Here is a 24,118-nt window from a genome sequence, read left to right on the forward strand (position 1 = left end):
TGCGCCTAAGGTCGAAGGCATGGATCAGGGTGTCGACAGCACGCACGCACTCAGCCAGGGACTCGCGGGATACGTGCGGGCCGTCGCGGCCGCGCTGGAACTTCCCGCCGAAGGCACCAGTTTCGAGATCAGCGATACCGCGACGGCGTATCTGGCGCTCCGGCACGCGGCGCGACGCCCCGGCGAGGACCTGATGCTGGTGTGGAGCGAGCGCACCGGCTGGGCGGTCGCGGTGGAGACCGCGCCGTCCACCGTGCTGGCCTACTTCGGCGACGACGCGGTGCCCGAGCCACGCCTGGTCGCCAGGTTCGTGCGCGAGGTGCTCGCCGGGCGGCGGGATCCGGGGCGGCGCCCGGCGTTCAGCACCAGCGACAACCGGCCCGGGCTGACCCGGCGCCTGCTCCCCTACCGCTAGCCCACCGGCGCGGGCGCTTCGACCTTTTCCTCACGCATCCGCTGGGAGATCACCTTCGTGATGCCGTCGCCCTGCATGCTCACGCCGTAGAGCGCGTCGGCGATCTCCATCGTCGGCTTCTGGTGCGTGATGATGATCAACTGCGACGAGTCACGCAGCTGCTCCAGCAGGCCGATCAGCCGCCGCATGTTCGTGTCGTCCAGCGCGGCCTCGACCTCGTCCATCACGTAGAACGGTGACGGACGGGCACGGAAGATCGCGACCAGCATGCCCACCGCGACCAGCGACTTCTCGCCACCGGAGAGCAGCGAAAGCCGCTTAACCTTCTTGCCCGGCGGCCGTGCTTCGACGTCCACACCGGTGGCGAGCATGTCGTCCGGCTCGGTCAGCACCATCCGGCCCTCGCCGCCGGGGAACAGCACCGAGAACACGGTCTCGAACTCGCGCGCGACGTCGTAGTAGGCGGACGTGAAGACCTCCAGGATCTTGTCGTCCACCTCCTTGATCACGATCAGCAGGTCCTTGCGCGTCGCCTTGAGGTCCTCCAGCTGCGTGGACAGGAACTTGTAGCGCTCCTCCAGCGCGGCGAACTCCTCCAGCGCGAGCGGGTTGACCTTGCCGAGCATCGACAGGTCCTTCTCGGCACGCTTGGCGCGCCGCTCCTGCGTCGGGCGGTCGAACGGGATCGGCGGCGGCGCGGTGACCGACTCGCCGCGCTCGCGGGCCTCCTCGTACTCGGCCATCTCCCCCGCACCGGGCGGCACCGGGACGTCGGGCCCGTACTCGGTGACCAGATCCTCCAGGCCGATCCCGAAGTCCTCGGAGATCTTGCTCTCCAGCTGCTCCAGCCGAAGCCGCTGCTCGGCCCGCAGCACTTCGTCGCGGTGCACTGCGTCGGTCAGCTTCTCCAGCTCACCGGCCAGCTCGCGGACCCGGCTGCGCACCTGCGCGAGCGCCGTCTCCCGGCCCTGCCGCGCGGCCTGCACTTCATCCCGCTCGGCCGCCGCGCGCTGCACGGACTGCTCGATGCGGTCCAGTGCGAGCTCACCGGCGTCGACGACAGCGGCCGCGATCGCGGCGCCTTTCTCCCGTGCCGCACGGGATTTCGCCGCGCGCTCGCGGGCCTGCTGCTCGGCGTACGCGGCCCGGCGCAGCGACTCCGCCCGTCCCGCGATACCGCGCGCCCGCTCCTCCGCGGTACGCAGGGACAGCCGTGCCTCGACCTCTTCCTGCCGGACGACCGCGAGTTCTTCGGCCATCTGGTCGCGCTCGCTGGTGTCCGGGTCCTCGTCGAGCGACTCCTCGGCGACCAGCGACAGCCGCTCCTCCAGTTCGGCGAGGCGCCGCACCGCGTCTTCGCGGCCCGCTTCGACCTTCGCGCGCTGCTGGTGCAGCCGGCTGACCTCGGCCTCGGCCGACCGGGCCGCCTGCTGCAGGCGGTTCAGCCGCTCCGAGGACCGGGCGTTGCGGACCTTGGCCTCGCCCAGCGCGTCCTTGGCCTGGCCGACTTCGTCGCTGCGCGCCTGCTGTTCGGCGCGGGCGCCTTCCAGTTCGGCGGCGGTGCGTTCGAGCAGGCGTTCCGCGGCCAGCAACCGGTCCTGCGCCTCGTCGACCGCGGCCTGCACCTCGATCACGCTCTCGCTGCGCGAAGAACCGCCGACCGCCCAGTGCGAGCCGAAGACGTCACCTTCGGCCGTCACAGTGCGCACCCCGGGATACACGGCCACGAGCCGCCGCGCACTGTCCAAATCGGACACCACGGCGATCCGCTCCAGCGCGCGTTCCACCGCCGGCCGCAACGCTTCGGGCGCGCTGACGACCTCGCGCGCCCAGCGGGCCTCGCCGGGCAGCGACGGCCACGACGAGGTGTCCACTGTGTACTCCTGGCCGCCGAGCAGCACACCCGCACGGCCGGAATCGTTGCCCTTCAAGTACTTCAGCGCGGCGATCGCGTCTTCGCCGCCCTGCACCGCGACCGCGTCGGCGACCGGCCCGAGCGCCGCGGCGAGCGCGACCTCGAAACCCGGCTCCACGGTCAGCAGCGCGGCGACCGAGCCGAGCAGGCCCGGCAGCTTGTCGGACGCGGCGAGCAGCGCGCCCGCGCCGTCCTTGCGGCGCAGGCCCATGGACAGCGCGTCCACGCGGGCCTTCTCCGAGGCGATCTCGCGCTCGGTGGCGCGCTCGGACTTGACCAGCTCGTCGACGCGCGCCTTGGCCGTCTTGTTCGCCTCGACCGCGCGATCGTGGCGGGCCTTCAGCTCCAGGTCGTCGGACTCCTCGGCGCCGCCTTCGGCCTTGGCCTCCTCCAGCTCCTCGACCGCGATCTCCGCGCGCTCGGCGGCCTCGTCGATCGACGCGGTGAGGCGGTCGATCTCCTCGGAGGTGGCGCCGTTCTTGCTGCGCAGGGCTTCCACCTGGCCGGTCAGCTTCGCGAGCCCCTCGCGCCGGTCGGCGATCGCGCGGACCGCGGCCATGTGCGCCTTCTCCGCGGCCTGCACCGCGTGCTCCAGCTGTTCGCGGCGCTGCACGGCCTCCGACAGGATCGCGCGGGCCTGCGTGACGGCCTCGTTCAGCTCGTCCTCGCGCTCGGCGACCTGCTCGGCCTCGGCGAGCAACTCCTCCGGATCGCGCCCGGACTGGTGGGTCTCGACCTCGGCGGACAGGTGCCGCTGCCGCTCGACGGCGAGCCGCACCGTGCCGCGCAGCCGCTCCGCGAGGGCCGACAGCTTGTACCAGGTGTCCTGGGTCTGGGCGAGCAGCGGCGCGTCCTCGGCCAGCAGCGCTTCGAGCTGGTTCTCCTCGGCGCTGACCATTTCCAGCGCCTGCTCGACCTCGGCCCGGCGGGCGCGGGCGGTGGCCTCGTCGGCCTCCTCCTTGGCGATCGCGGACCGCTGGGTGACCAGGTCGTCCGCGAACAGGCGCAGCCGCGCGTCCCGCAGCTCGGCCTGCACGGTCTGCGCCTTGCGCGCGATCTCGGCCTGCTTGCCCAGTGGCTTGAGCTGGCGGCGCAGCTCCGCTGTGAGGTCCCCGAGGCGGTCGAGATTGCCCTGCATCGCGGTGAGCTTGCGGAGCGCCTTTTCCTTGCGCTTACGGTGTTTCAGCACGCCCGCGGCCTCTTCGATGAAGGCGCGGCGCTCCTCGGGCTTGGACTCCAGGATCTGGGCGAGCTGGCCCTGCCCGACGATGACGTGCATCTCGCGGCCGATACCGGAGTCCGACAGCAGTTCCTGGATGTCGAGCAGGCGGCACGAGCTGCCGTTGATCTCGTACTCGCTCGCGCCGTCGCGGAACATCCGGCGGGTGATCGAGACCTCGGAGTAGTCGATCGGCAACGCGCCGTCGGCGTTGTCGATGGTGAGCGTGACCTCGGCGCGGCCGAGCGGGGCGCGGCCCGAGGTGCCGGCGAAGATGACGTCCTCCATCTTGCCGCCGCGCAGGTCCTTGGCGCCCTGTGTGCCCATGACCCAGCGCAGTGCGTCCAGCACGTTGGACTTGCCCGAGCCGTTCGGGCCCACCACACAGGTGATGCCCGGCTCGAAACGCAACGTGGTGGCGGATGCGAAGGACTTGAAGCCCTTCAACGTCAAGGTTTTCAGGTGCACGTGGCGGGGACCCCTCCGGTGCTGCAACGCCGCTGGATCTGGACGAGTCTACCGACGTGCCCCTGGCGATGGCGGGAAGTCCCGTCCGGTTCGGCGTGCCGCCCACCCCAGGCGTCACACCAGTCGCAGCAGCCTCACTTCTCCACGAAACCCTCGATCCCGCCTTGAGCCGGTGACCATCGCTCGACAACCCGATCCACACTTCCGGGTGATGAGGAGGACCTCAGCAGCGACAAGAACTGCTCACAGTGATCTTTTGTGCCCTCGGCGATAACCTCGACCCGGCCGTCACGCAGGTTCTCCGCGCTGCCGACCAGAGCGAGCTCGAGCGCGCGGCATCGTGACCACCAGCGGAAACCGACGCCCTGTACCCGGCCGCTGACCCAGGCCGTGAGCCGTACCGTGTTGTCGTTGTCCTGCACGGCCCCCATGGTGCCGCACCTTCATGACTGCGGACAGTTAACAGCGGGCTTCGAGCCGCTCGCACACCGTTAACCGACGGTGCTAACCTCCCCGTCGGGTCCACCCGCCTGGGCTACTTCGCCCGGGCAAACAGGCCGAAAATCCCTCAGCAAGGAGCCACCATGGCCCAGTCAGGGTCACGTTCGGGTCGTACCGAGGTCTCCCCGCCGCGCGATCCGGCGTCGCGGGTGAAGCGCAGCGGCTACGTGCTGCTCGCGGTCAGCGGTGTCGTGCTCGCGACCGCGTTCGGCGGCATCGCCGAGCTGGCGTCCCCGTCGACGAACGCCGGTGCGGACATCAAGGCCGGCAACGCCGGCGCGCCGTCCGGCCCGCAGGTCATCTCGGGCAGCGCGGTGCCGGGCACCATGACGGTGAGCGGCACCCAGCCGGACCCGACGACGTCGCCGGTCGCCGTGGTGAGCGTCGGCCCCGATGGGACGCCCGTGGTGACGATCGTGCCGCCGCGTGGTTCGAACCAGCAGCCGGTCGTGCTGCCGCCGGGCGCGCCGATCCCGCCGGGCACGTTCATCCCGCCGGGCACCACGATCCCGCCGACGAACCCGACGAGCCCGCCCCGCGGGGACGACCCGCCGCCGACGAGCAGCACGACACACACGAAGCCGCCTTCGTCGTCCACGACCCCGCCGTCTTCTTCGTCGTCGACGCCGCCGAGTTCCAGCTCGAGCGCTCCGTCGAGCAGCTCATCGGCACCGACGTCGGACACCTCGTCGAGCGGCAGCGGTACCGCCAGTTCGGGCCCCGGCAGCAGCACCCCCGCCGGCTAGCGCGTCCCACGCGGGCAGTGGAAAGCGCCTCCCCTGCCCGCTTCTTGTCCGCACCCCGGCCAGCGGGTACTCCGGCACTATGTCCTTGCTGGAGGAAGCGTTCACCGTTCTGCGCAGGCACAGCACCAACTACGTCGAACCCATCCTGGTCATGCCGCCCGTGCTCCAGGAGACCAAGCTGGCCGCGTACCTGATCATGCGGGGAATCGACGAGATCGAGGATCACCCCGATCTCGACGGGGACAGCAAAACCGCCTTGCTCGACGGCGTCAGCCAGGCCATTCAGGGCCGCCTCACGGAAAAGGCGATCGATTCCCTGTGCTCCACGCACGGACCCGCGATACCCGAGGTCACGTTACGGATCGCCGACTGGGCACGGCTGCTGCCGGACGAAATCGGGCCACGTGTGCTGGACGCTTTCGCGACCATGGGCGAACGGATGGCCGACTGGGTACGCGCGGATTTCCGGATCGAATCGGAGCATGATCTCGACCGGTACACCTATTCCGTCGCCGGGTCGCTCGCACTGATGCTGGGTGATGTCTGGACCTGGTTCGACGGCACCCGCTGCAACCGGACCTGGCTGGTGGGCTACGGCCGCGGCATCCAGGCGGCGAACATCATGCAGGACAAGGAAACCGATGCCCAGCGTGGGGTCAGCTTCGTCCCGCCGGGCTGGGATCACCGGCGCATGCACGACTACGCGCGGCGCGAGTTGTTGCTCGCCGACCGGCATGTCGACGCACTCGCGCCCGCCTCGCCCGCGCGCCGATGGTGCGAACAACCGATGGCGATCGCGTGGCACACCGTCAACACGGCGGTCGCCGGCACAGTGAGGGCAGACGGATGAGTGCTCCCGGTCTCGCCAAGGACCTCGCGGCGGTGCGCGCCGCCGCCCTGCCCGTGCTGAGGGGAACGAACGCCAGACTCGTCCCCACTCTCCGCGAAACCGTTGATCTACTGTCTACAAAGGACATATATCTTGGCAGGATTGTCGGCTACCACCTGGGTTTCAACGACGCGGCGGGCAATCCGGAGCCAGGCGACGCCGGCGGGCTCGGTGGCACGATGTGCCTGGCCGCGCTCGCCGCAAAAGCCGCCGGCGCCACCGATCGCGAGATCGTCACCGCCGCGGCGGCGATCGAGCTCGCCAAGGACTTCACCCAGCTGCAGGACGACATCATCGACAACGACACGGTGCGGCGGGAGCGCCCGTCGGCGTGGGCCAGCTTCGGCGTTCCCCGCACCGTGCTCGCCGCGGACGCCGCGAAGGCCGCCGCGTTCGAGTTACTCGCCGCGCACGGCGCCGGCGGGGCGGCGGCCACCGCCCACCTGATGGCCGCACTGGACCGGTGCACTTTCGGCCAGGCACAGGACATCAGCGCGGAAACCCGCCCGTTCACCGGCTCCGGCGCCATGACACTGGAGGACTTCCGCGGCGTCGCCCGCAACAAGACCTGCTCGATCCTCGCCTGCACCTACTCACTGGGCGCCGTGCTGGCCGCCGCTCCCCCGGACCTGGTCACCGGGCTCGCGGGCGCCGGGCACAGCCTCGGCATGGCCTGGCAGGTGCTGGACGACCTGCTCGACCTGTGGGGCGGGCCCGCGGATGCGTTGCCCTACAACGATCTCCGCCAGGGCAAGAAGACGTTCCCGCTGCTGGCCGCGCTCGGCTCCGGCCACCCCGCGGCGGAAGAGCTGCGCACCTTGCTGGAAACCGGCCTCACCGAAGGCGATCTGCCGCGTGCCGCCACGCTGATCGAGCGAGCCGGTGGGCGGGACGCCACCGAGGCCGAGGTCCGCCGGCGCTTCACCACCGCCATCACGACACTCGGCACCCTGCCCATTCCGGCGGCCGCCTTGACCGATCTCACCGCGGTCTCGTCCCTCATCGGCACCCGCGGCAGCAACAAGACCATCACCGTCGCCTTCCCCAGCGGGGAGGTGCGCCGATGACCGGCGTCGTGCTGGAGACACCGTTTCCCGCTCTCGTGCATCCGGAGATCGACTACGCGCGCGACGCCTTCGTCGCCTGGCTGGGCGAAAATCCTGTCTTCGAAATGGATCCGGGCGCCGAAGAGCGGCTCAGGTACACCGAACTCATCGCCGGCTGCTACCCGTACGGCACCGACCCCGTCCGATTGGCCTGGTGACCAAGGCCGCCTACTTCGCCCTCTTCGTCGACGACATCCGTTACGAGCGTGCCGCACGCGCCGGGCAGCACGAGGACATCAGCCGGTTCGTGATGGGAATGGCCGCGATCAACGACGAACCCACGCGACCACCGGACAGCGACGACCCCGCTTTGCGCATCTGGCAGCAGCTCTGCCTGGAACTCGCCGAGCTGGACGGCTGGGAGACGCAGTGGCGCTTCGCCCGGTGCACCCAGGTCTACCTGCACAGCCAGATGTGCGAGACCCCGTACCGGCAGGCGAAAACCCTGCCCGACCTCGACACCTACCTCACCCTGCGCCCGCTGTCGTGTGCCATCCACTCCATGTTCGGTGACGTGTTCGGCATCGTCGCAGGACGCCGGGTCCCGCTGCGCGTCATCGCCGATCCCGGGATCCGCCGCCTCAGCCGCCTCGCCGGGCAGGGCTGCGGAATGGTCAACGACATCATGAGCCTGCACACCGAGCCCGACCCGGCGATGTCCTTCACCCTCCCCGCGGTGATCGCGTGGAACAGCGGATGCTCGCTGCGGGAGGCGACCGGTGAGGCGATCCGGATCTTCTACCGCGTCCTGGACCAGATCGTCGAGCTGCAGCAGGAGCTGGGCCAGCACGAAGACGGCGACATCCGCTTCATGGCCATGGCGCTGCCACAGCCGATGCAGGGCGAGATCACCTGGAAGATCAACCACACCCATCGCTACGACGACCAGTCGCGCTATCGCTGAGCGGCCCGAACGTCGAACTCACTGTCCCGAACGTCGGACTCGGCGTCGTGAGCGTCGGACTCGCGGGGTCAGAGTTCGAAGCGGTAGCCCATGCCCGGTTCGGTGAGCAGGTGCTGGGGGCGCGACGGTTCCCGTTCCAGTTTCCGGCGCAGCTGGGCCAGGTACACCCGCAGGTAGTGGGTCTCGTTCTCGTACGTCGGGCCCCACACCTCGCGCAGCAGCTGCTTCTGCGAAACCAGCCGCCCCCGGTTGCGCACCAGCAGTTCCAGCACACCCCACTCGGTCTTCGTCAGGTGCACCTCGTGGCCGTCGCGCTCGGCCTTCTTCGCCGCCAGGTCGATGGTGAACGCATCGGTCGTCACGACCGCGTCCACACCGTCCGAAGTGGACACCGAGGACCGGCGGACGGCAGCGCGCAGCCGGGCCAGCAGCTCGTCCATACCGAACGGTTTGGTCACGTAGTCGTCCGCACCCGCGTCGAGCGCCTGCACCTTGTCCGGTGAGTCGCTGCGCGCGGACAGCACGATGATCGGCACCGTCGTCCAGCCGCGCAGGCCCGCGATGACCTCGTTCCCGTCCATGTCGGGCAATCCGAGATCCAGCACCACCACATCGGGCTTCGTATCCGCCACCGCCCGCAGCGCCGCCGCGCCGTCGTGTGCCGTGATCACCTTGTAGCCGCGCGCGGACAGGTTGATCCGCAACGCTCGCACGATCTGCGGCTCGTCGTCCACCACGAGAACCGTCGCCAGTGTCGTGGATCCTGTCATCGCACTCGCTCCTCGAGATCCACCAGCGGCACCACCTGAGGCGCCGCGTAGGCCCGCAGCGAGATCACCACCGTGAGCCCGCCGCCGGGCGTGTCCTCCGCCCTGATCGTGCCGCCCATCGCCTCCGTGAACCCCTTCGCCACGGAGAGGCCGAGCCCGATCCCGGGCGTGTTGTCGCGGTCCCCGAGCCGCTGGAACGGCGCGAAAGCCGAGTCGGTCGCACCTTTCTTCAGCCCACGCCCGTGATCGACGATACGCAGCTCCACGTACTCCGCATGGGTACTGCCCCGCGCGGACACCGGTTCGGCCCCCTTGCCGTGCCGCAGCGCGTTGTCGATCACGTTCGCCACCACGCGTTCGAGCAGCCCGGGATCGGCGAGCACCGCGGGCAGCCGCTCGTCCACCGCGACCACCACCGAACCCGAGTTGTCCACATTGGACAGCGCGTGTGCCACCACCTCGTCGTACCCGACGGGCCGCAGCTGTGGCCGCACCGCACCGGTCGCCAGCCGCGAGGAGTCGAGCAGGTTGTCCACCAGCCCGGCCAGGCGGTCGGTCGATTCCTCAGCCGTGGCAAGGAGTTCGTCGGTGTCCTCCGGGGACAGCTCGATGTCCTGCGCCCGCAGGCTGCCGATCGAGGCCTTGATCGACGTGAGCGGCGTCCGCAGGTCGTGCCCCAGCGCGGACAGCAGCGCCGTCCGCAACTCGGTCGCCTCGGCCTTCCGCTCGGCTTTCGCGGTCGCCGCGGCCATCCGCTGCTGCCGCAGGGCGAGCAGCGCCTGCCCGGCCGCAGCCTCCAGCACCCGCCGGTCCTCCGCCGGCAACGCCCGGCCGCGCAACGTCAAGTGCACGTCCGGCGTCACGGGGACGTCGACGTCGGCCTCGTCGGGATCGCCGCACGGGTTCGGCCCGCACTCCTCGACCCGGCGCCACTCGCCGTTCTGCTTCTCGACGAGACTTACCGCCTCCAGGCCGAAGTTCTCGCGCACCTTCTCCAGCAACCGCGGCAGTGGCGCGGTATTCGTGAGCACCGTGCGCGCATACGACGCCAGCAAGGACGCCTCCGTGCGCGCATACGATGCCTGCTTCGCCAGCCGGGCGGCGGTGTCCACGACGAGTGCGACGAGTGTCGCGACCACGATCATCGCGACCAGCGTCACCACGTTGCGCGGCGAATGCACGGACAGCGAATAGAGCGGTTCGGTGAAGAAGAAGTTGAGCAGCCCGGCCGAAAGGATCGCCGTCAGGAGCGCCGGGCCGAGCCCGCCGACGAGCGCGACCAGGACCGCCACGAGGAAGTAGTCGACGATGTCGGTCGAATAGTCGAGCTGCCCGCGCAGCCCGACCCCGATCGCGGTCGCCAGCCCGGGCAGCAGGATCGACAGCACCCAGCCCCACATCTGCCGGGACCCGGCGATCGAGCTGTGCGGCACCAGCTTCCGCAGCCGGCCGCCGGCTTCCGCGTGCGTCACCATGTGCACGTCGATGGGGCCCGAGTGCTGCACCACGGTCGCGCCGATGCCCTCGTCGAACAGCCGCGCCAGGCGCGACCGGCGCGAAGTGCCGAGCACCAGCTGGGTCGCGTTGACCCCGCGCGCGAAGTCCAGCAAAGCCGTCGGCACGTCGTCGCCGACGACGGTGTGGAAGGTGGCGCCGAGCTGGTCGGTGAGCTTGCGGTAGCGCCCGATCTCGGTCGGCCCGAGCCCGGACAGCCCGTCGCCGCGCATCACGTGCACCACCAGCAGTTCCGCCCCGGCCCGCGCGGCGATACGGCTGGCGCGCCGGATCAGCGTCTCACTCTCCGGCCCGGCCGTGATCGACACGACGACCCGTTCGCGGGTCTCCCACGTGTCGGTGATCTGTTGCTGCTGCCGGTACCGCTGCAGCGCGACGTCCACCTGGTCGGCCACCCACAGCAACGCCAGCTCGCGCAGCGCCGTCAGGTTCCCGGGGCGGAAGTAGTTGCCGAGCGCCGCGTCGATCCGTTCGGCGGGATAGACGTTGCCGTGCGCGAGGCGGCGCCGCAGCGCCTCCGGGGTGATGTCCACCAGCTCCACCTGCTCGGCCTTGCGCACCATCTCGTCCGGCACCGTCTCCTGCTGCGGCACGCCGGTGATCTTCTCCACCACGTCGTTGAGGCTCTGCAGATGCTGGACGTTCACCGTGGACAGCACGTCGATCCCGGCGTCCAGCAGCTCCAGCACGTCCTGCCAGCGCTTTTCGTTGCGGGAGCCGGGAACGTTCGTGTGTGCCAGCTCGTCGACGACGGCCACCTCGGGCTTCCGCGTCAGGATCGCGTCCACATCCATCTCGGTGAACTCGTGACCGCGGTACTCGTCGTGCCGGCGCGGCACGATCTCGAGCCCCGTGATCAGATCCGCGGTCTTCTTGCGGCCGTGCGTCTCGACCAGGCCGACGACCACGTCCGTGCCACGCTCCTTGCGGCGCCAGGCCTCGCCGAGCATGGCGAAGGTCTTCCCCACGCCAGGAGCCGCGCCGAGGTAGATGCGAAGCTCACCCCGGCGCGGCCTGTCCTGCTGTTCGTCCACTACGTCAGTGTGCCCCTGCCACGGCGAGATTGAGCTCCAGCACGTTCACGCCCGGGATGCCGATGCCGTAGCCGGTCGTGTTCTGCTCGACCAGCTGCTTCACCTTGTCCTCGGACAGCCCGGTGTTCCGGGCGACCCGCGCGACCTGGAGATCGGCGTAGGCGACACTGATCGTCGGGTCGATGCCCGACGCCGAGGCCGTCACCGCGTCCGGCGGCACGGCGTCCAGCGGGACACCCTCCCGCTGCGCGATCGCGGCCTTGCGCTGCTGGATCTGGCCGAGCAGCTTGTCGCTGAACCCGCCCAGGTTCGACCCGGCCGAAGTGGACGGGTCACCGGGGCCGAGCACGTCCTTCGCCGTCGCCGACGGGCGCGTGTGGAAGTACGGGTCGTGCGCCGGGTCGGGCGCGACCGGGTCGATCCCGATCAGCGACGACCCCACGGCCTGCCCGTTCACCGAGATGACCGAGCCCTCCGCCTTCGACTGCAGGCCCGGGATCCGCGACACGGCCCAGATCCCGAGCGGATAGATGACGCCCAGCAGGACCGTGAACACGAGCAGCACCCGCAGCCCGGCCGACGCCTGCTTGACCATTGCCTTGATCACGACCAGCTCACATTCCCGGGATGAGGCGGACCAGCAGGTCCACCAGCCAGATGCCGAGGAACGGCGTGATGATCCCGCCCACGCCGTAGATCAGCAGGTTTCGCCGCAGCAACGCCGAAGCGGTCGAGGGCCGGTACCGCACGCCGCGCAGCGCCAGCGGGATCAGGGCCACGATGATCAGCGCGTTGAAGATCACCGCGGACAGGATCGCCGACTGCGGCGAGTGCAGGTGCGTGATGTTCAGCCCGCCCAGCTGCGGATAGATCGACGCGAACATCGCCGGCAGGATCGCGAAATACTTCGCGAGGTCGTTGGCGATGCTGAACGTGGTCAGCGCGCCGCGGGTGATCAGCAACTGCTTGCCGATCTCCACGATCTCGATCAGCTTCGTCGGGTTCGAGTCGAGATCGACCATGTTCCCGGCTTCCTTGGCCGCCGAGGTGCCGGTGTTCATCGCGACCCCCACGTCGGACGCGGCGAGCGCCGGCGCGTCGTTGGTGCCGTCACCGGTCATCGCGACGAGCCGGCCGCCCTCCTGCTCCTTGTGGATCAGGGCCATCTTGTCCTCGGGCTTGGCCTCGGCGAGATAGTCGTCGACACCGGCGTCCGCCGCGATGGCCTTCGCGGTGAGCGGGTTGTCACCCGTGATCATCACCGTCCGGATGCCCATCGTGCGCAGCTCGGCGAACCGTTCGCGCATCCCGGGCTTCACCACGTCGGACAGCCGGATCACGCCGCGCACGACGGCGCGCCCGCCGACGATCTCGGCCACCGCGAGCGGGGTGCCACCCTGCTGGCCGATCTCGTCGGCCACCCGCTCGGTCTGGTCGGGGAACTCCCCGCCGTGCTCGCGCACCCAGGTCCGCACCGAGCCGGTCGCGCCCTTGCGGATCCGCCGGTCGCCGAGGTCGATCCCGCTCATCCGGGTCTGCGCGGTGAACGGCACGAACTCGCCACCCGGATTCCCGTCGGCCGGGCCGGTCAGCTCGATGATGCTGCGCCCCTCGGGGGTCCCGTCCGCGAGGCTGGACAGCCGGGCCGCCTCGACCAGTTCGTCCATTGTGGACGACCCGACCGGGATCAGCTCGGTCGCCTTGCGGTTGCCGAAGGTGATCGTGCCGGTCTTGTCCAGCAGCAGGGTCGACACGTCGCCCGCCGCCTCGACCGCGCGACCGGAGGTGGCGAGCACGTTGCGCTGCACCAGCCGGTCCATGCCCGCGATGCCGATCGCCGACAGCAGCGCGCCGATCGTCGTCGGTATCAGGCAGACCAGCAGTGCGGTCAGCACGACCACCGACTGCTCGCTGCCGGAGTACTTCGCCATCGGCTGCAGCGCGACGACCGCGATCAGGAAGATGATCGTCAGCACCGCGAGCAGGATGGTCAGCGCGATCTCGTTCGGCGTCTTCTGCCGGGAAGCGCCTTCCACCAACGCGATCATGCGGTCCACAAAGGACTCACCGGGCTTGGTGGTGATCTTCACGACGATCCGGTCGGACAGCACCGTGGTGCCGCCGGTGACCGCCGACCGGTCGCCGCCGGACTCCCGGATCACCGGGGCCGACTCGCCCGTGATGGCGGACTCGTCGACCGTCGCGATGCCCTCGACGACGTCGCCGTCGCCGGGGATCAGCTCGCCCGCCTCGACGACCACGAGATCGCCGACGCGCAGTTCCACCCCGGGGACCTGCTCCTCGCCGTGCTCGGTGAGCCGGCGCGCGATGGTCTCCTTCTTGGTGCGGCGCAAGGATTCCGCCTGCGCCTTGCCACGGCCTTCGGCCACCGCCTCGGCCAGGTTCGCGAACACCACGGTGAACCACAGCCACAGCGCGATGCCGATGGTGAACACGCCGGGGTTGCCGATCGCGAACACCGTGGTCAGCACCGAGCCGACCCACACCACGAACATGACCGGGTTGCGGACCTGATGCCGCGGGTCGAGCTTGCGCAGCGCGTCCGGCAGCGACGTCAGCAGCTGGCGCGGGCTGAACGCGCCCGCCCCGACCCGGTGCTGTTCGACCGGGGTTTCGGTCACTGGTTTCTCCTGGGTGACGGTCATGCGAGACCCTCCGCGAAGGGGCCGAGCGCGAGCGCGGGAATGAACGTCAGCGCCGCGACGAGGATGATGGTGCCGGCCAGCATCGAACCGAAGAGCGGGCCCGTGGTGGGCAGCGTCCCCGAGGTCTCGGGGACCTTCTTCTGCTTGGCCAGCGCGCCGGCGAGACAGAGCGTGGCCAGGATCGGCACGAACCGGCCGATCAGCATCGCCACGCCCAGCGAGGACTGGAACCAGTCGCTGGTCACGGTGATGCCGGCGAACGCGCTGCCGTTGTTGTTCGAGGCCGAGGCATAGGCGTAGAGCAGTTCGGACAGCCCGTGCGCGCCGCTGTTGTTGAGCGCCGACGTGGTGTCCGGCAACAGCAAGGCCGCACCGGCGCCGAGCAGCACCACGGTCGGCATCGCGAGGATCGAGATCGCGGCCGTGGTCACCTCGGTCTTGCCGAGCTTCTTGCCCAGGTACTCGGGCGTGCGGCCGACCATCAGGCCGGCCAGGAACATCGCGATGACCGCGACCACGAGGATGCCGTACAGGCCGGTGCCGACCCCGCCCGGCGCGACTTCGCCGAGCAGCATGTTCAGCAGCGGACCACCGCCGCCGAGGCCGGAGAAGCTGTCGTGCCACGAGTTCACCGCGCCGGTCGAGGTGCCGGTGGTGCTCGTCGCGAAGATCGAGGACGCGGAGATGCCGAAGCGTTGTTCCTTGCCTTCGAGATTCGCGCCGGCGAGCAGTGCGGCGGGACCGTTCGGGTGTGTCTCGGCGAGCCAGACCCACGCCAGCACGGCGGCCCAGATGCCACCCATCACCGAAACCAGGACGTAGCCCTGCTTGCGGTTGCCGACCATGGTGCCGAAGGTGCGGGTCAGCGCGACCGGGACGACCAGCAGCAGGAAGATCTCGATGAGGTCGGTCCACGCGGTCGGGTTCTCGAACGGGTGCGCGGAGTTGGCGTTGAAGATGCCGCCGCCGTTGGTGCCGAGTTCCTTGATGGCCTCCTGGCTCGCCGTCGGCGCCAGCGCGATCGTGTTCTGCGCGCCGCCGGGGCCCGTCACGTCCACACCGGACTTGAGGCTCTGCGTGACGCCCATCGCGATCAGCACGATCGCGAACACGACCGAGATCGGCAGCAGGATGCGGACGGCACCGCGGGTCAGGTCGACCCAGAAGTTGCCGAGCCGGTCGGTCCGCCGCCGCACGAACCCGCGCACGAGCGCGATCGCCACCGCGAGCCCGACCGCCGCCGACAGGAAGTTCTGCACGGTCAGGCCGACCATCTGGACGGTGTCGCCCATGGTGGTTTCCGGCACGTAGGACTGCCAGTTCGTGTTCGTGACGAAGCTGACGGCCGTGTTGAAGGCGACGGCGGGGCTCACCGCGCCGCGGCCGAAGCTCAGCGGCAGGAACGCCTGCAGGCGCTGCAGCAGGTAGAGGAACACGATCGAGACGAACGAGAAGCCCAGTACGCCCATGGCGTAGGTGGGCCAGCGCTGCTCGGCGTCCGGCTTGACCCGGAACAGCTTGTACAGCCCCCGTTCGACGGCCAGGTGCTTCTCACTGGTGAACACCCTGGCCATGTAGTCGCCGAGCGGTTTGTAGACCACCGCGAGGGCGACGAGGAGTATGCCGACCTGGACCAGGCCGGCAGCGACGTCGCTCATCTAGAACTTCTCCGGCCTGATCAATGCGAGGAACAGGTAGACGATCAATCCGAGTGCCAGCACGCCGGCCACGACGTTGGCCACCACGCCCGTGCCACTCACAGCTTCTCCAGTCCGCGCAGCGTGAGGGCGAGCACCGCGAACACGGCGATCAGCAGCACGGCGTACAGCAAGTCCGCCACTTCGCACCTTTCATAGCGGGTCACCCGACTGGCGACCGCTCCGGCAACACTGTGCGGCCGCCGAGCACGCGGATGACCTGCTCTGACGGCCTCTTGATGCGTACTTCCAGCGCCTTTACGCGTTCTTGACGCCCGGTGAGACCGGACACACCGAGCGTAATGGGACCCGGCAGAACCGGCATTTCGCGCAGACAGCGAACGCTCAGTTGTGTTACCACTGCGTTACGCATACTTGTAGTCGCTAAGCAAATGGGAGGCAGTGACGTATGTGCGGTATCACCGGCTGGGTTTCCTTCGACGCCGATCTCACCCAGCAGCGCAGGACCCTCGACGCGATGACGGAGACGATGTCCTGCCGCGGTCCGGACGACGAGGGCACCTGGATCGCGCCACACGCCGCGCTGGGACACCGGCGGCTGGCGATCATCGACCTGCCCGGCGGCCGCCAGCCGATGTCGCTGCGCACGCCCACCGGTGAGATCGCGCTGGTCTACAGCGGGGAGACCTACAACTTCACCGAACTGCGCGAGCAGCTCGCCGGCCTCGGCCACAAGTTCGAGACCGACAGCGACACCGAGGTCGTGCTGCACGGCTATCTCGAATGGGGCGAGGCCCTCGCCGACCATCTCAACGGCATGTACGCCTTCGCGATCTGGGACGCCCGCGACGAGAAGCTCGTGATGATCCGCGACCGGATGGGCATCAAGCCGTTCTACTACTACCCCACCCGCGACGGCGTGCTGTTCGGCTCCGAACCCAAGGCGATCCTCGCGAACCCGCTGGCCCGCCGGGTGGTCGACACCGAAGGCCTGCGCGAGCTGTTCACGTTCGTCAAGACGCCGGGCTGGGCGATGTGGCAGGGTATGCGCGAGGTCGAGCCGGGCACCATCGTCCGGGTCGACTCCTCCGGCACGCACACGCGCACCTACTGGAAGCTCGACGCGGTCCCGCACACCGACGACCAGGAGACCACCGTCGCCCGGGTGCGCGAGCTGATGACCGACATCGTGCACCGGCAACTCGTCGCCGACGTGCCGCGCTGCGTGCTGCTGTCCGGCGGCCTCGATTCCAGCGCCGTCACCGGTCTCGCCGCCGCGAGGCTGGCTGAACGGGGCGAACAACTGCGCACGTTCTCGGTCGATTTCTTCGGGCAGGAGGAAAACTTCCAGCCCGACGAGATGCGCGGCACCCCGGATTCGCCGTTCATCCGCGACGTCGCGAAGCTCGTCGGCTCGAAGCACGAGGACGTCGTGCTCGACCCGGCCGCGCTCAGCGATCCCGAGGTGCGCCGCGCGGTCATCACCGCCCGCGACATCCCGGCCGGCCTCGGCGACATGGACACCTCGTTGTACCTGCTGTTCAAGGCGATCCGGGGCGAGTCGACGGTCGCGTTGTCGGGCGAGTCGGCCGACGAGGTGTTCGGCGGCTACCGCTGGTTCCACGACGAGACGGCCCGCAACGCCGACACGTTCCCGTGGCTGGCGTACCAGACTGGTCTGAACCAGCGGCCGGAGACCGTGCGCGAGGACCTGTGGCAGACGCTTTCCGTGGAGGACTATGTCGCCGACCAGTACCGGACCGCCGTGGCGCGGGTCGACCACATCGACGGCGCGAGCGAGTTCGAGCGGCGCATGCGGACGGTGTGCCACCTGCACCTGACCCGGTTCGTGCGGATGCTGCTGGACCGCAAGGACCGTGCGTCGATGGCCGTCGGTCTCGAGGTACGCGTGCCGTTCTGCGACCACCGGCTCGTGGAGTACGTCTACAACACCCCGTGGTCGTTGAAGTCGTTCGACGGCAGGGAAAAGAGCCTGCTGCGGCACGCCACGAAGCATGTCCTGCCACCGTCCGTTGTGGACCGCGTGAAGAGCCCGTATCCGTCCACTCAGGACCCCGGCTACGCGGCGGCGCTGCAGCAGCAGGCGAAGGAAGTGCTCGCCGAGCGGGACAACCCGGTGTTCGCCGTGATGGACCAGAACTGGCTGACCTCTGCAGTGGCGGCCGACCCGGGTTCGATCGACCAGTTCACCCGGCACGGCCTCGACCGGGTGCTCGATCTGCACCACTGGTTCGACATCTACCGGCCGGAGCTGCAGCTGGGGTGAGCGGCGGCACACCTGAAAATTCGCTGTGAAATCCCGGCATAAGGCACAACCGGCATGGGGTATCCGTTGAACACGGCAGAGAGGTGAGAGAGATGACCACAGCCTTCACACAGACCGCGTTCAGCAATGCTCCCGCGAACCCGAAGCTGCCGACACTGCCCACCGGGTGGCCGATCGGGTCGTACGCCTCGTACGAAGAGGCCCAGCGGGCGGTGGACCACCTTGCCGATTCCGACTTCCCGGTGGCCGACCTGACGATCGTCGGCGTCGAGCCGATGCTCGTCGAGCGTGTCGCCGGCAAGCTCAGCTGGGGCCGGGTGCTCGGTAGCGCCGCGATGTCGGGTGCCTGGTTCGGTTTGTTCGTCGGGCTGCTGCTGAGCCTGTTCAGCACCGGCGCCGGGATCCTGCCGATCCTGATCGGACTGGTCGCCGGTGTCGGGTTCAGCGTGGTCTTCGCGGCGCTGAGCTACGGCGCCACCCGCGGCCGCCGGGATTTCGTGTCGCAGAGCCAGCTCGTGGCGCGGCGGTACGACGTGCTGAGCCAGCCGCGTAACGCCGAGCGTGGCCGGGAGCTGCTGTCCACCATGGCCGCGCACGCGGGGTTGAACAGCTAGGTAGTGCCTTCGGAGGGCCTCGCTCGCTTCGGCGGCGCGGGGCCCTCTTCTACTTGCGGCGGGGGCGCGGCTGGCAGCGCGGGCAGAAGTACGAGGAGCGGTTCATGAACGGCTCGCGGCGGATCGGGGTGCCACAGCGGGGGCAGGGCCGGTCGGCCTGGCCGTACACGTTGAGCGACCGCTCGAAGTAGCCGGACTGGCCGTTTACGTTGACATACAAGGCATCGAACGACGTGCCGCCGGCTTTGAGAGCCTCGGCCATGACGTCGGCCGCCGACTCGAGAAGCAGGGTGCCCTGCGCGTTGGTGAGCTTCTCCGTTAGTCGCGACCAATGCAGCTTCGCGCGCCAGAGCGCTTCGTCGGCGTAGATGTTGCCGACCCCGGAGACCAGGGTTTGATCGAGGAGCGCGCGCTTGACCTCGGTGCGCCGCGAGCGCAGGGCTCGGACCGCCTGCTTCGGGTCGAACTGGGGGTCCATCGGATCGCGGCCGATGTGCGCGATCGTCGACGGGAGGAGTTCACCGTCGGCGTCGACGAGATCGGACAGCGCGAACCCACCGAACGTCCGCTGGTCGACGAAGCGCAATTCCGGCCCGCCGTCGGTGAAGCGGACGCGCACCCGGAGGTGCTTCTCGTCGGGTTCGCCTTCGGGCTGGACGAGCATCTGCCCGCTCATGCCGAGATGCGCGAGAAGGGCTTCCTTGTCGGACAGCTCGAGCCACAGATACTTGCCACGCCTGCGCGCGGCTTCGATGCGGGCGCCGGCGAGCCGGCCGGTGAAGTCCTCGGGCCCGAGCGCGTGCCGCCGGATCGCGCGCGGATGCAACACGTCGACCCGCGCGATGACGCGACCGGCCACATGCGCCTGCAACCCGGCGCGGACCACCTCGACCTCGGGAAGCTCAGGCACGACACCAGATTACTGTCCGCCCCGCGAGTCCGACGCTGGAGACGCCGAGTCCGACGCTGGAGACGCCGAGTCCGACGCTGGAGACGCCGAGTCCGACGCTCCAGACCGCGAGTCGGACACTGGAGACGGCGAGTTCTACGCTCGCGCCGCCGAGTCCGACGTTCGCGGCATCCCCGCTACTCGTCGTCCTGGTTGAGTTCCTCGTTCAGGGAGCGCCAGGCCGTCTCGGCGGCCTTCTGTTCCGCTTCCTTCTTCGTGGTGCCCTCTCCGTGACCGAGGTCCCGGCCGGCGATGAGCACCGTCGCGCTGAACTCCTTGCGGTGGTCCGGACCGGTGTCCTCGACCTTGTACTCGGGCACGCCGAGACCCGCCGACGCGGTCAGCTCCTGCAGGCTCGTCTTCCAGTCCAGCCCGGCCCCGCGCAGCGGCGCCTCGGCCAGCAGTGTGTCGAACAGCCGGTGCACGAGCATGCGCCCGCCCTCGATGCCCTGCGCGAGGTACACCGCGCCGATCATCGCTTCGAGGCCGTCGGCGAGGATGCTCGCCTTGTCCCGGCCACCGGTGAGCTCCTCACCCTTGCCCAGCAGCAGATGCGCGCCGAGCCCGCCCTCGCCGAGCCCGCGGGCGACACCGGCCAGCGCGTGCATGTTGACGACGCTGGCACGCAGCTTCGCCAGCTGCCCCTCGGGCAGATCGGGGTGGGTGTTGTACAGGTGATCGGTGACGACGAGGCCGAGCACGGCGTCACCGAGGAACTCAAGCCGCTCGTTCGGCGGCAGCCCGCCGTTCTCGTAGGCGTACGAGCGGTGGGTCAGCGCAAGACGAAGCAGCTCGGCGTCCAGAGTGACGCCGAGCGCTTCCAGCAATGGCGCAGGGTCGGTCGCCGGGCCTCCCGGCTTCGACTTGCCCCCCATGTCGGTCAGCCTCAGGCTGGCTCGACGACCTGCCGACCGTCGTACTGGCCGCAGGTCGGGCAGGCCACGTGCTGCGGCTTCGGCTGCCGGCAGGCGCGGTTGGAACAGGGCACCAGCTGCACCGGGGCCGCTTTCCACGACGACCGGCGGGTGCGCGTGTTGGCGCGCGACATCTTCCGCTTCGGGACGGCCACGACTAACTCTCCTCGTTCAAGTCCACTCGCTGACGCGAGCCTGCTTACTGGCTGTGCGAGCTCGCGCTCGTCAGGCTTCCTGGTCCGGGCCGCCCGCCGGAGCGTCATCAAAACGCTCGACCAGCGCGGCCCACCGAGGATCTATGGTCTCATGCCCGTGTCCGGGCTTGAGATCGGCCCACTTCCCGCCGCACTCCGGGCACAGCCCGGCACAGTCTTCGCTGCACAACGGCACCTGCGGGAGGGCGAGCACGAGCGCGTCCCGGACGATCGGCTCGAGGTCGATCCGGTCGTTGATCAGGTGGCTGACCTCGTCCTCTTCGGTGGTGGCCTCGGTGGTCGACTCGGGGTACGCGAACAGCTCGGTGAGGTCGATCTCGACGTCGCCGCCGATCGGGTCGAGGCAGCGGGAGCACTCGCCGGTGGTGTGCGCCGACGCGGTGCCCGTGACGAGCACACCCTCGACGACGGACTCCAGCAGCAGGTCGAGCTCGATCTCGGAGCCCTTGGGTACGGCGATCACACCCGGGACGCCCAGCTCGGTCCGCACCGGCGCACTCAGCCGCAGATCACGGCTCAGGCCCGGGCGACGCCCCAGCTCACGGGTATCGACCACCCACGGGTTACGGGTGTCGAGAGGACTCTTGTCGTCAGGCATTTTCGACTCTGATCATCGGTGAGACAAGCAACCCCACCAGGTTACCGGCCGCGCCCTTGTTGTTTTCAAGCGGCGGAGCCGCTTGCTGTGGGCCGTCAACCCGCACCGCCGCGGGTTCTGAGGTGGTTCCTGGCGAGGACAGCGCTGACGTGGTGAATTGGCATTCATGAGGAGGCGATCCCGGAGCCAGGGGCCGCCTCAGGTTCCGCCACCCGCACCGCCCCGCAAGCCGGTGCAAGACATTCTCTACGGCTGGAAGTCGTAGAGCGGGGTGCGCCCGGCCATGGTGGGCGGGGTGCGCAGGTGGTTGCGGCCGGAGTCGACGGTGCGCAGGGTCGTCGAGAGCAGCTCGGAGAACTCGGCGAGCTTGCCGTCCACGTACGCGTCGCACTCGACACGCTGGCGGTCGGCCTCGGCGTGGGCCTCGTCGACGATGCGGGCCGACTCGGCGTGCGCGGCCTGGACGACCTCGGTCTGCGAGACCAGCCGCGACTGCTCGTGCCGCCCGTCCTCGATGGCCCGCTCGTAACCGGCGCGGCCCGCCTCGATCATCCGCTCGGACTCGGCCCGCGAACGCTCCACGAGGTTCTGGTACTCGGCCTGCCCGGCGGCGACCATCCGCTCGGACTCGGCGTGCGCGTCGGCCATGATCTGCTCGGCACGCGCCCGCGCGTCCTCGATCATCCGCTGGGCCTCGTCGTTCGCGCCGGTGACGGTGGAGTCGGCCTCGGCGCGGGCGCCGTTGACCATCGCGTCGGACTCCGCGCGCGCCTTGTCGATCAGTTCGTCGCGTTTGTCGAGCACGTCCTGGGCGTCGTCGACTTCGCGCGGCAGCGCGTCCCGGACGTCGTCGAGAAGTTCGAGCACGTCGCCGCGCGGCACCACGCAGCTGGACGTCATCGGCACTCCCCGTGCCTCTTCCACGATCGTGACGAGTTCGTCGAGAGCCTCGAACACCCGGTACACGGCAACTCCCTAGCTGGCCTTCCCCGCTGGCTCGTTCCAGTCTGCCGGGTCAGCGGGGAAAGGCCATGAACGACACACCTGTGGGAGTGTCAGGAATTGGTGTCGACCAGATCGAAGCTCTCGTAGTGGTCGGACGTGTAGAAGTACTCGCCGCCGCTGCCGGCGATGATCCGCCGGGCGCCGCGGTCGGGGCTGCCGGGAGTCTCCACTGTGTACTCGTGGTAGTAGCCGCTGGCGCAGTCCGGCAGCAGGCCCTCGCGGTTGGAGAACACCGTGCCGTCCTGTTTGTACGGGTACGGGCCGCCCTGCTGGATGAGGTCGTAGGTGTCGGTCGCCTCGGGCGGCAGCGAGCTGAGCGCGTCGACGGTGAAGCCCGAGGTGTCGCCGCACTCGGCCTGAGTGACGGCGGCCGGCGAGGCGACCGCCGCCTGCGCCGGTGCCGCGACGCCGAACCCGGCGAACAACGTGACGAGGAGAGCGAAGAGACCGGACAGCAAGCGGGAGCGTTTGTTGGTCATTTTCGAACCGTAACCGGACCAGGTGGCCCCGCTGGAAAACTCCCGACGAACGGTGTCAGCCGTTCAGGTTACTGAGCCGCCACCTTCGCCATCAGGCGCTCGAACACCACACCCGGCACGAGGTTCTTCACGTCCCCGCCGTAGGTCGCGATCTCCTTGACCAGCGAGCTGGACACGAAACCGAACCGCGGGTTGTTCGACATCAGCAGCGTCTCCACGCCCGACAGCTCGCGATTCATCTGCGCCATCTGCAGCTCGTAGTCGAAGTCGCTGACCGACCGCAGGCCCTTCGCGATCGCGCCGATGTCGTGCTGCCGGCAGTAGTCGACGAGCAGCCCGTGCCACGAGTCGACCCGCACGTTGGGCAGGTGACCGGTGATCTCGGTGATCATCTCGAGCCGTTCGTCGATCGAGAACAGGCCCTTCTTGTTCTTGTTGATCAGCACGGCGACGACGACCTCGTCGAACAGCTTCGCCGATCGTTCGATGATGTCCAGATGACCGTTCGTCACAGGATCGTAGGAACCGGGACAGACCGCTCGCACCATGGCGCGGACGTTACCCGGTGCTCACCGGTCATCGCGTGGCGAAGTGACGTACTCCGCCCAGTACAACGCCGTATCGCCGTGCCGCATCGTACGGAGCGGGACGAATCCCGCCGGCCAGCCGGGTTCGCCGTCGCGCTGAGCGCGTTCGATGATCACCAGCCCGTCCTCCGCCACCCAGCCGCCGGCCGCGAGCGCGGCCAACATCACACCGAGCCGGCCGGCGTCCAGCGCGTACGGCGGGTCGGCCAGCACCAGGTCGAAGGGCTCTTCGGCGGCCTGGGCCAGCACACTCTCCACCTGTCCCGCGCGCACCTGGCCGCCCAGCGCGAGTTCGGCCACATTGCCGCGCAGGACCTGCAGCGCCCGGCGGTCGGACTCGACGAACAACGCGTGCGCCGCGCCGCGCGAGAGTGCTTCCAGACCGAGCGCGCCCGAGCCGGCGTAGAGGTCCAGTACCCGGCGGCCGCCCAGCTCACCGGCCGATTCCAGCGCGTTGAACAGGGACTCGCGGACGCGCTCGGACGTCGGCCGGGTGCCCTGCGGCGGCACCTTGAGCCGCCTGCCTCCCGCCCGTCCGGCGACGATCCTGGTCACTCCGGCATTTTCGGCCATGTTCACCACCACCCTTTTCGCCGGGACTTGGTGAACCGTTCGGACGGCACGCGTAGAGTCGTTCTTCCTGTTGCCGGCGAGTGAGCTGTAG

24 protein-coding genes are annotated in these 24,118 nt (G+C 69.4%); 7 read left to right on the forward strand and 17 right to left on the reverse strand.

The window, feature by feature from the left end:
• The first annotated feature begins 19 nt into the window (after window positions 1–19).
• Window positions 20–415, forward strand: coding sequence for a DUF6292 family protein (locus LOZ83_RS25085; RefSeq protein WP_236794109.1), 396 nt, complete (start codon window positions 20–22; stop codon window positions 413–415).
• On the opposite strand, the gene smc is transcribed toward LOZ83_RS25085, so the two are convergent.
• The 3 genes from smc to LOZ83_RS25100 all read right to left on the reverse strand — a co-directional run bounded on the left by smc (window position 412) and on the right by LOZ83_RS25100 (window position 5,251).
• Entirely contained in the window at window positions 412–4,017 is a 3,606-nt protein-coding gene (smc, locus tag LOZ83_RS25090) for a chromosome segregation protein SMC (RefSeq protein WP_236794110.1), read from the reverse strand. The two genes, LOZ83_RS25085 and smc, sit on opposite strands and share 4 nt — an antisense overlap.
• A gap of 134 nt (window positions 4,018–4,151) precedes the next feature.
• A complete protein-coding gene (locus LOZ83_RS25095; protein WP_236794111.1) occupies window positions 4,152–4,448 on the reverse strand; it encodes an acylphosphatase in 297 nt (98 codons plus the stop codon).
• A 233-nt stretch (window positions 4,449–4,681) separates the two neighbouring features.
• Entirely contained in the window at window positions 4,682–5,251 is a 570-nt protein-coding gene (locus LOZ83_RS25100; protein WP_236794112.1) for a hypothetical protein, read from the reverse strand.
• A gap of 92 nt (window positions 5,252–5,343) precedes the next feature.
• On the opposite strand from LOZ83_RS25100, the gene LOZ83_RS25105 reads away from it, so the two are divergent.
• Genes LOZ83_RS25105 through LOZ83_RS25120 form a run of 4 tightly spaced genes read left to right on the forward strand, consistent with a single transcriptional unit; the run spans window position 5,344 to window position 8,163 of the window.
• Window positions 5,344–6,114 (forward strand): squalene/phytoene synthase family protein, encoded by a 771-nt coding sequence (locus tag LOZ83_RS25105; RefSeq protein ID WP_236794113.1) that lies wholly within the window; start codon window positions 5,344–5,346, stop codon window positions 6,112–6,114.
• Entirely contained in the window at window positions 6,111–7,220 is a 1,110-nt protein-coding gene (locus tag LOZ83_RS25110; RefSeq protein WP_236794114.1) for a polyprenyl synthetase family protein, read from the forward strand. The genes LOZ83_RS25105 and LOZ83_RS25110 overlap by 4 nt, the downstream gene beginning before the upstream one ends.
• Window positions 7,217–7,417 carry a hypothetical protein gene (locus tag LOZ83_RS25115; RefSeq protein ID WP_236794115.1) on the forward strand — a complete coding sequence of 67 codons (201 nt, stop codon included), beginning with the start codon at window positions 7,217–7,219 and terminating at the stop codon, window positions 7,415–7,417. Before LOZ83_RS25110 ends, LOZ83_RS25115 begins: the two co-directional genes overlap by 4 nt.
• Window positions 7,414–8,163: a terpene synthase family protein gene (locus tag LOZ83_RS25120; RefSeq protein WP_236794116.1), complete on the forward strand. Its 750-nt coding sequence runs from the start codon at window positions 7,414–7,416 to the stop codon at window positions 8,161–8,163. Before LOZ83_RS25115 ends, LOZ83_RS25120 begins: the two co-directional genes overlap by 4 nt.
• A 68-nt stretch (window positions 8,164–8,231) precedes the next feature.
• Here LOZ83_RS25120 and LOZ83_RS25125 read toward each other — a convergent pair whose 3' ends face one another.
• From LOZ83_RS25125 to kdpF, 6 genes are read right to left on the reverse strand one after another with little or no spacing between them, the layout of a single operon-like run.
• Window positions 8,232–8,933: a response regulator gene (locus LOZ83_RS25125; RefSeq protein ID WP_304512162.1), complete on the reverse strand. Its 702-nt coding sequence runs from the start codon at window positions 8,931–8,933 to the stop codon at window positions 8,232–8,234.
• A complete protein-coding gene (locus LOZ83_RS25130) occupies window positions 8,930–11,482 on the reverse strand; it encodes a DUF4118 domain-containing protein (protein ID WP_236794117.1) in 2,553 nt (850 codons plus the stop codon). The genes LOZ83_RS25125 and LOZ83_RS25130 overlap by 4 nt, the downstream gene beginning before the upstream one ends.
• Before the next feature lie 4 nt (window positions 11,483–11,486).
• Window positions 11,487–12,086 (reverse strand): potassium-transporting ATPase subunit C, encoded by a 600-nt coding sequence (locus LOZ83_RS25135; protein ID WP_236794357.1) that lies wholly within the window; start codon window positions 12,084–12,086, stop codon window positions 11,487–11,489.
• Between the two features lie 10 nt (window positions 12,087–12,096).
• Window positions 12,097–14,148 (reverse strand): potassium-transporting ATPase subunit KdpB, encoded by a 2,052-nt coding sequence (gene kdpB, locus LOZ83_RS25140; protein ID WP_236794118.1) that lies wholly within the window; start codon window positions 14,146–14,148, stop codon window positions 12,097–12,099.
• Window positions 14,145–15,806, reverse strand: coding sequence for a potassium-transporting ATPase subunit KdpA (kdpA, locus tag LOZ83_RS25145; RefSeq protein ID WP_236794119.1), 1,662 nt, complete (start codon window positions 15,804–15,806; stop codon window positions 14,145–14,147). The genes kdpB and kdpA overlap by 4 nt, the downstream gene beginning before the upstream one ends.
• Complete coding sequence (gene kdpF / locus LOZ83_RS25150) at window positions 15,807–15,908, reverse strand: K(+)-transporting ATPase subunit F (RefSeq protein ID WP_236794120.1); 102 nt, start codon at window positions 15,906–15,908, stop codon at window positions 15,807–15,809.
• Between the two features lie 346 nt (window positions 15,909–16,254).
• Here kdpF and asnB point away from each other — a divergent pair, with 346 nt between their 5' ends.
• The gene (gene asnB / locus LOZ83_RS25155; protein ID WP_236794121.1) at window positions 16,255–18,093 is read left to right on the forward strand and encodes an asparagine synthase (glutamine-hydrolyzing); all 1,839 of its coding nucleotides are present in this window, start codon (window positions 16,255–16,257) and stop codon (window positions 18,091–18,093) included.
• Window positions 18,094–18,185: 92 nt separating this feature from the next.
• Window positions 18,186–18,707, forward strand: coding sequence for a general stress protein (locus tag LOZ83_RS25160; protein ID WP_236794122.1), 522 nt, complete (start codon window positions 18,186–18,188; stop codon window positions 18,705–18,707).
• Window positions 18,708–18,756: 49 nt separating this feature from the next.
• Here LOZ83_RS25160 and mutM read toward each other — a convergent pair whose 3' ends face one another.
• The 8 genes from mutM to rsmD all read right to left on the reverse strand — a co-directional run bounded on the left by mutM (window position 18,757) and on the right by rsmD (window position 24,009).
• Entirely contained in the window at window positions 18,757–19,617 is an 861-nt protein-coding gene (mutM, locus tag LOZ83_RS25165) for a bifunctional DNA-formamidopyrimidine glycosylase/DNA-(apurinic or apyrimidinic site) lyase (protein WP_236794123.1), read from the reverse strand.
• Between the two features lie 176 nt (window positions 19,618–19,793).
• A complete protein-coding gene (rnc, locus tag LOZ83_RS25170; protein ID WP_236794124.1) occupies window positions 19,794–20,531 on the reverse strand; it encodes a ribonuclease III in 738 nt (245 codons plus the stop codon).
• An 11-nt stretch (window positions 20,532–20,542) separates the two neighbouring features.
• On the reverse strand, window positions 20,543–20,725 hold the full coding sequence (gene rpmF, locus LOZ83_RS25175; RefSeq protein WP_144760909.1) for a 50S ribosomal protein L32: 183 nt from the start codon (window positions 20,723–20,725) through the stop codon (window positions 20,543–20,545).
• A gap of 70 nt (window positions 20,726–20,795) precedes the next feature.
• Window positions 20,796–21,383: a DUF177 domain-containing protein gene (locus tag LOZ83_RS25180; protein ID WP_236794125.1), complete on the reverse strand. Its 588-nt coding sequence runs from the start codon at window positions 21,381–21,383 to the stop codon at window positions 20,796–20,798.
• 246 nt (window positions 21,384–21,629) lie between these two features.
• Window positions 21,630–22,349, reverse strand: a complete 720-nt coding sequence (locus LOZ83_RS25185) for a DivIVA domain-containing protein (protein WP_236794126.1) — start codon at window positions 22,347–22,349, stop codon at window positions 21,630–21,632.
• Window positions 22,350–22,438: 89 nt separating this feature from the next.
• Window positions 22,439–22,867, reverse strand: a complete 429-nt coding sequence (locus LOZ83_RS25190) for a ribonuclease domain-containing protein (RefSeq protein ID WP_236794127.1) — start codon at window positions 22,865–22,867, stop codon at window positions 22,439–22,441.
• A 68-nt stretch (window positions 22,868–22,935) separates the two neighbouring features.
• On the reverse strand, window positions 22,936–23,415 hold the full coding sequence (gene coaD / locus LOZ83_RS25195) for a pantetheine-phosphate adenylyltransferase (RefSeq protein ID WP_236794128.1): 480 nt from the start codon (window positions 23,413–23,415) through the stop codon (window positions 22,936–22,938).
• 21 nt (window positions 23,416–23,436) lie between these two features.
• On the reverse strand, window positions 23,437–24,009 hold the full coding sequence (rsmD, locus tag LOZ83_RS25200) for a 16S rRNA (guanine(966)-N(2))-methyltransferase RsmD (RefSeq protein WP_236794129.1): 573 nt from the start codon (window positions 24,007–24,009) through the stop codon (window positions 23,437–23,439).
• Window positions 24,010–24,118 lie beyond the last annotated feature (109 nt).

This window comes from Amycolatopsis sp. GM8 (genome assembly GCF_021653975.1).
Taxonomy (GTDB): Bacteria; Actinomycetota; Actinomycetes; order Mycobacteriales; family Pseudonocardiaceae; genus Amycolatopsis_E.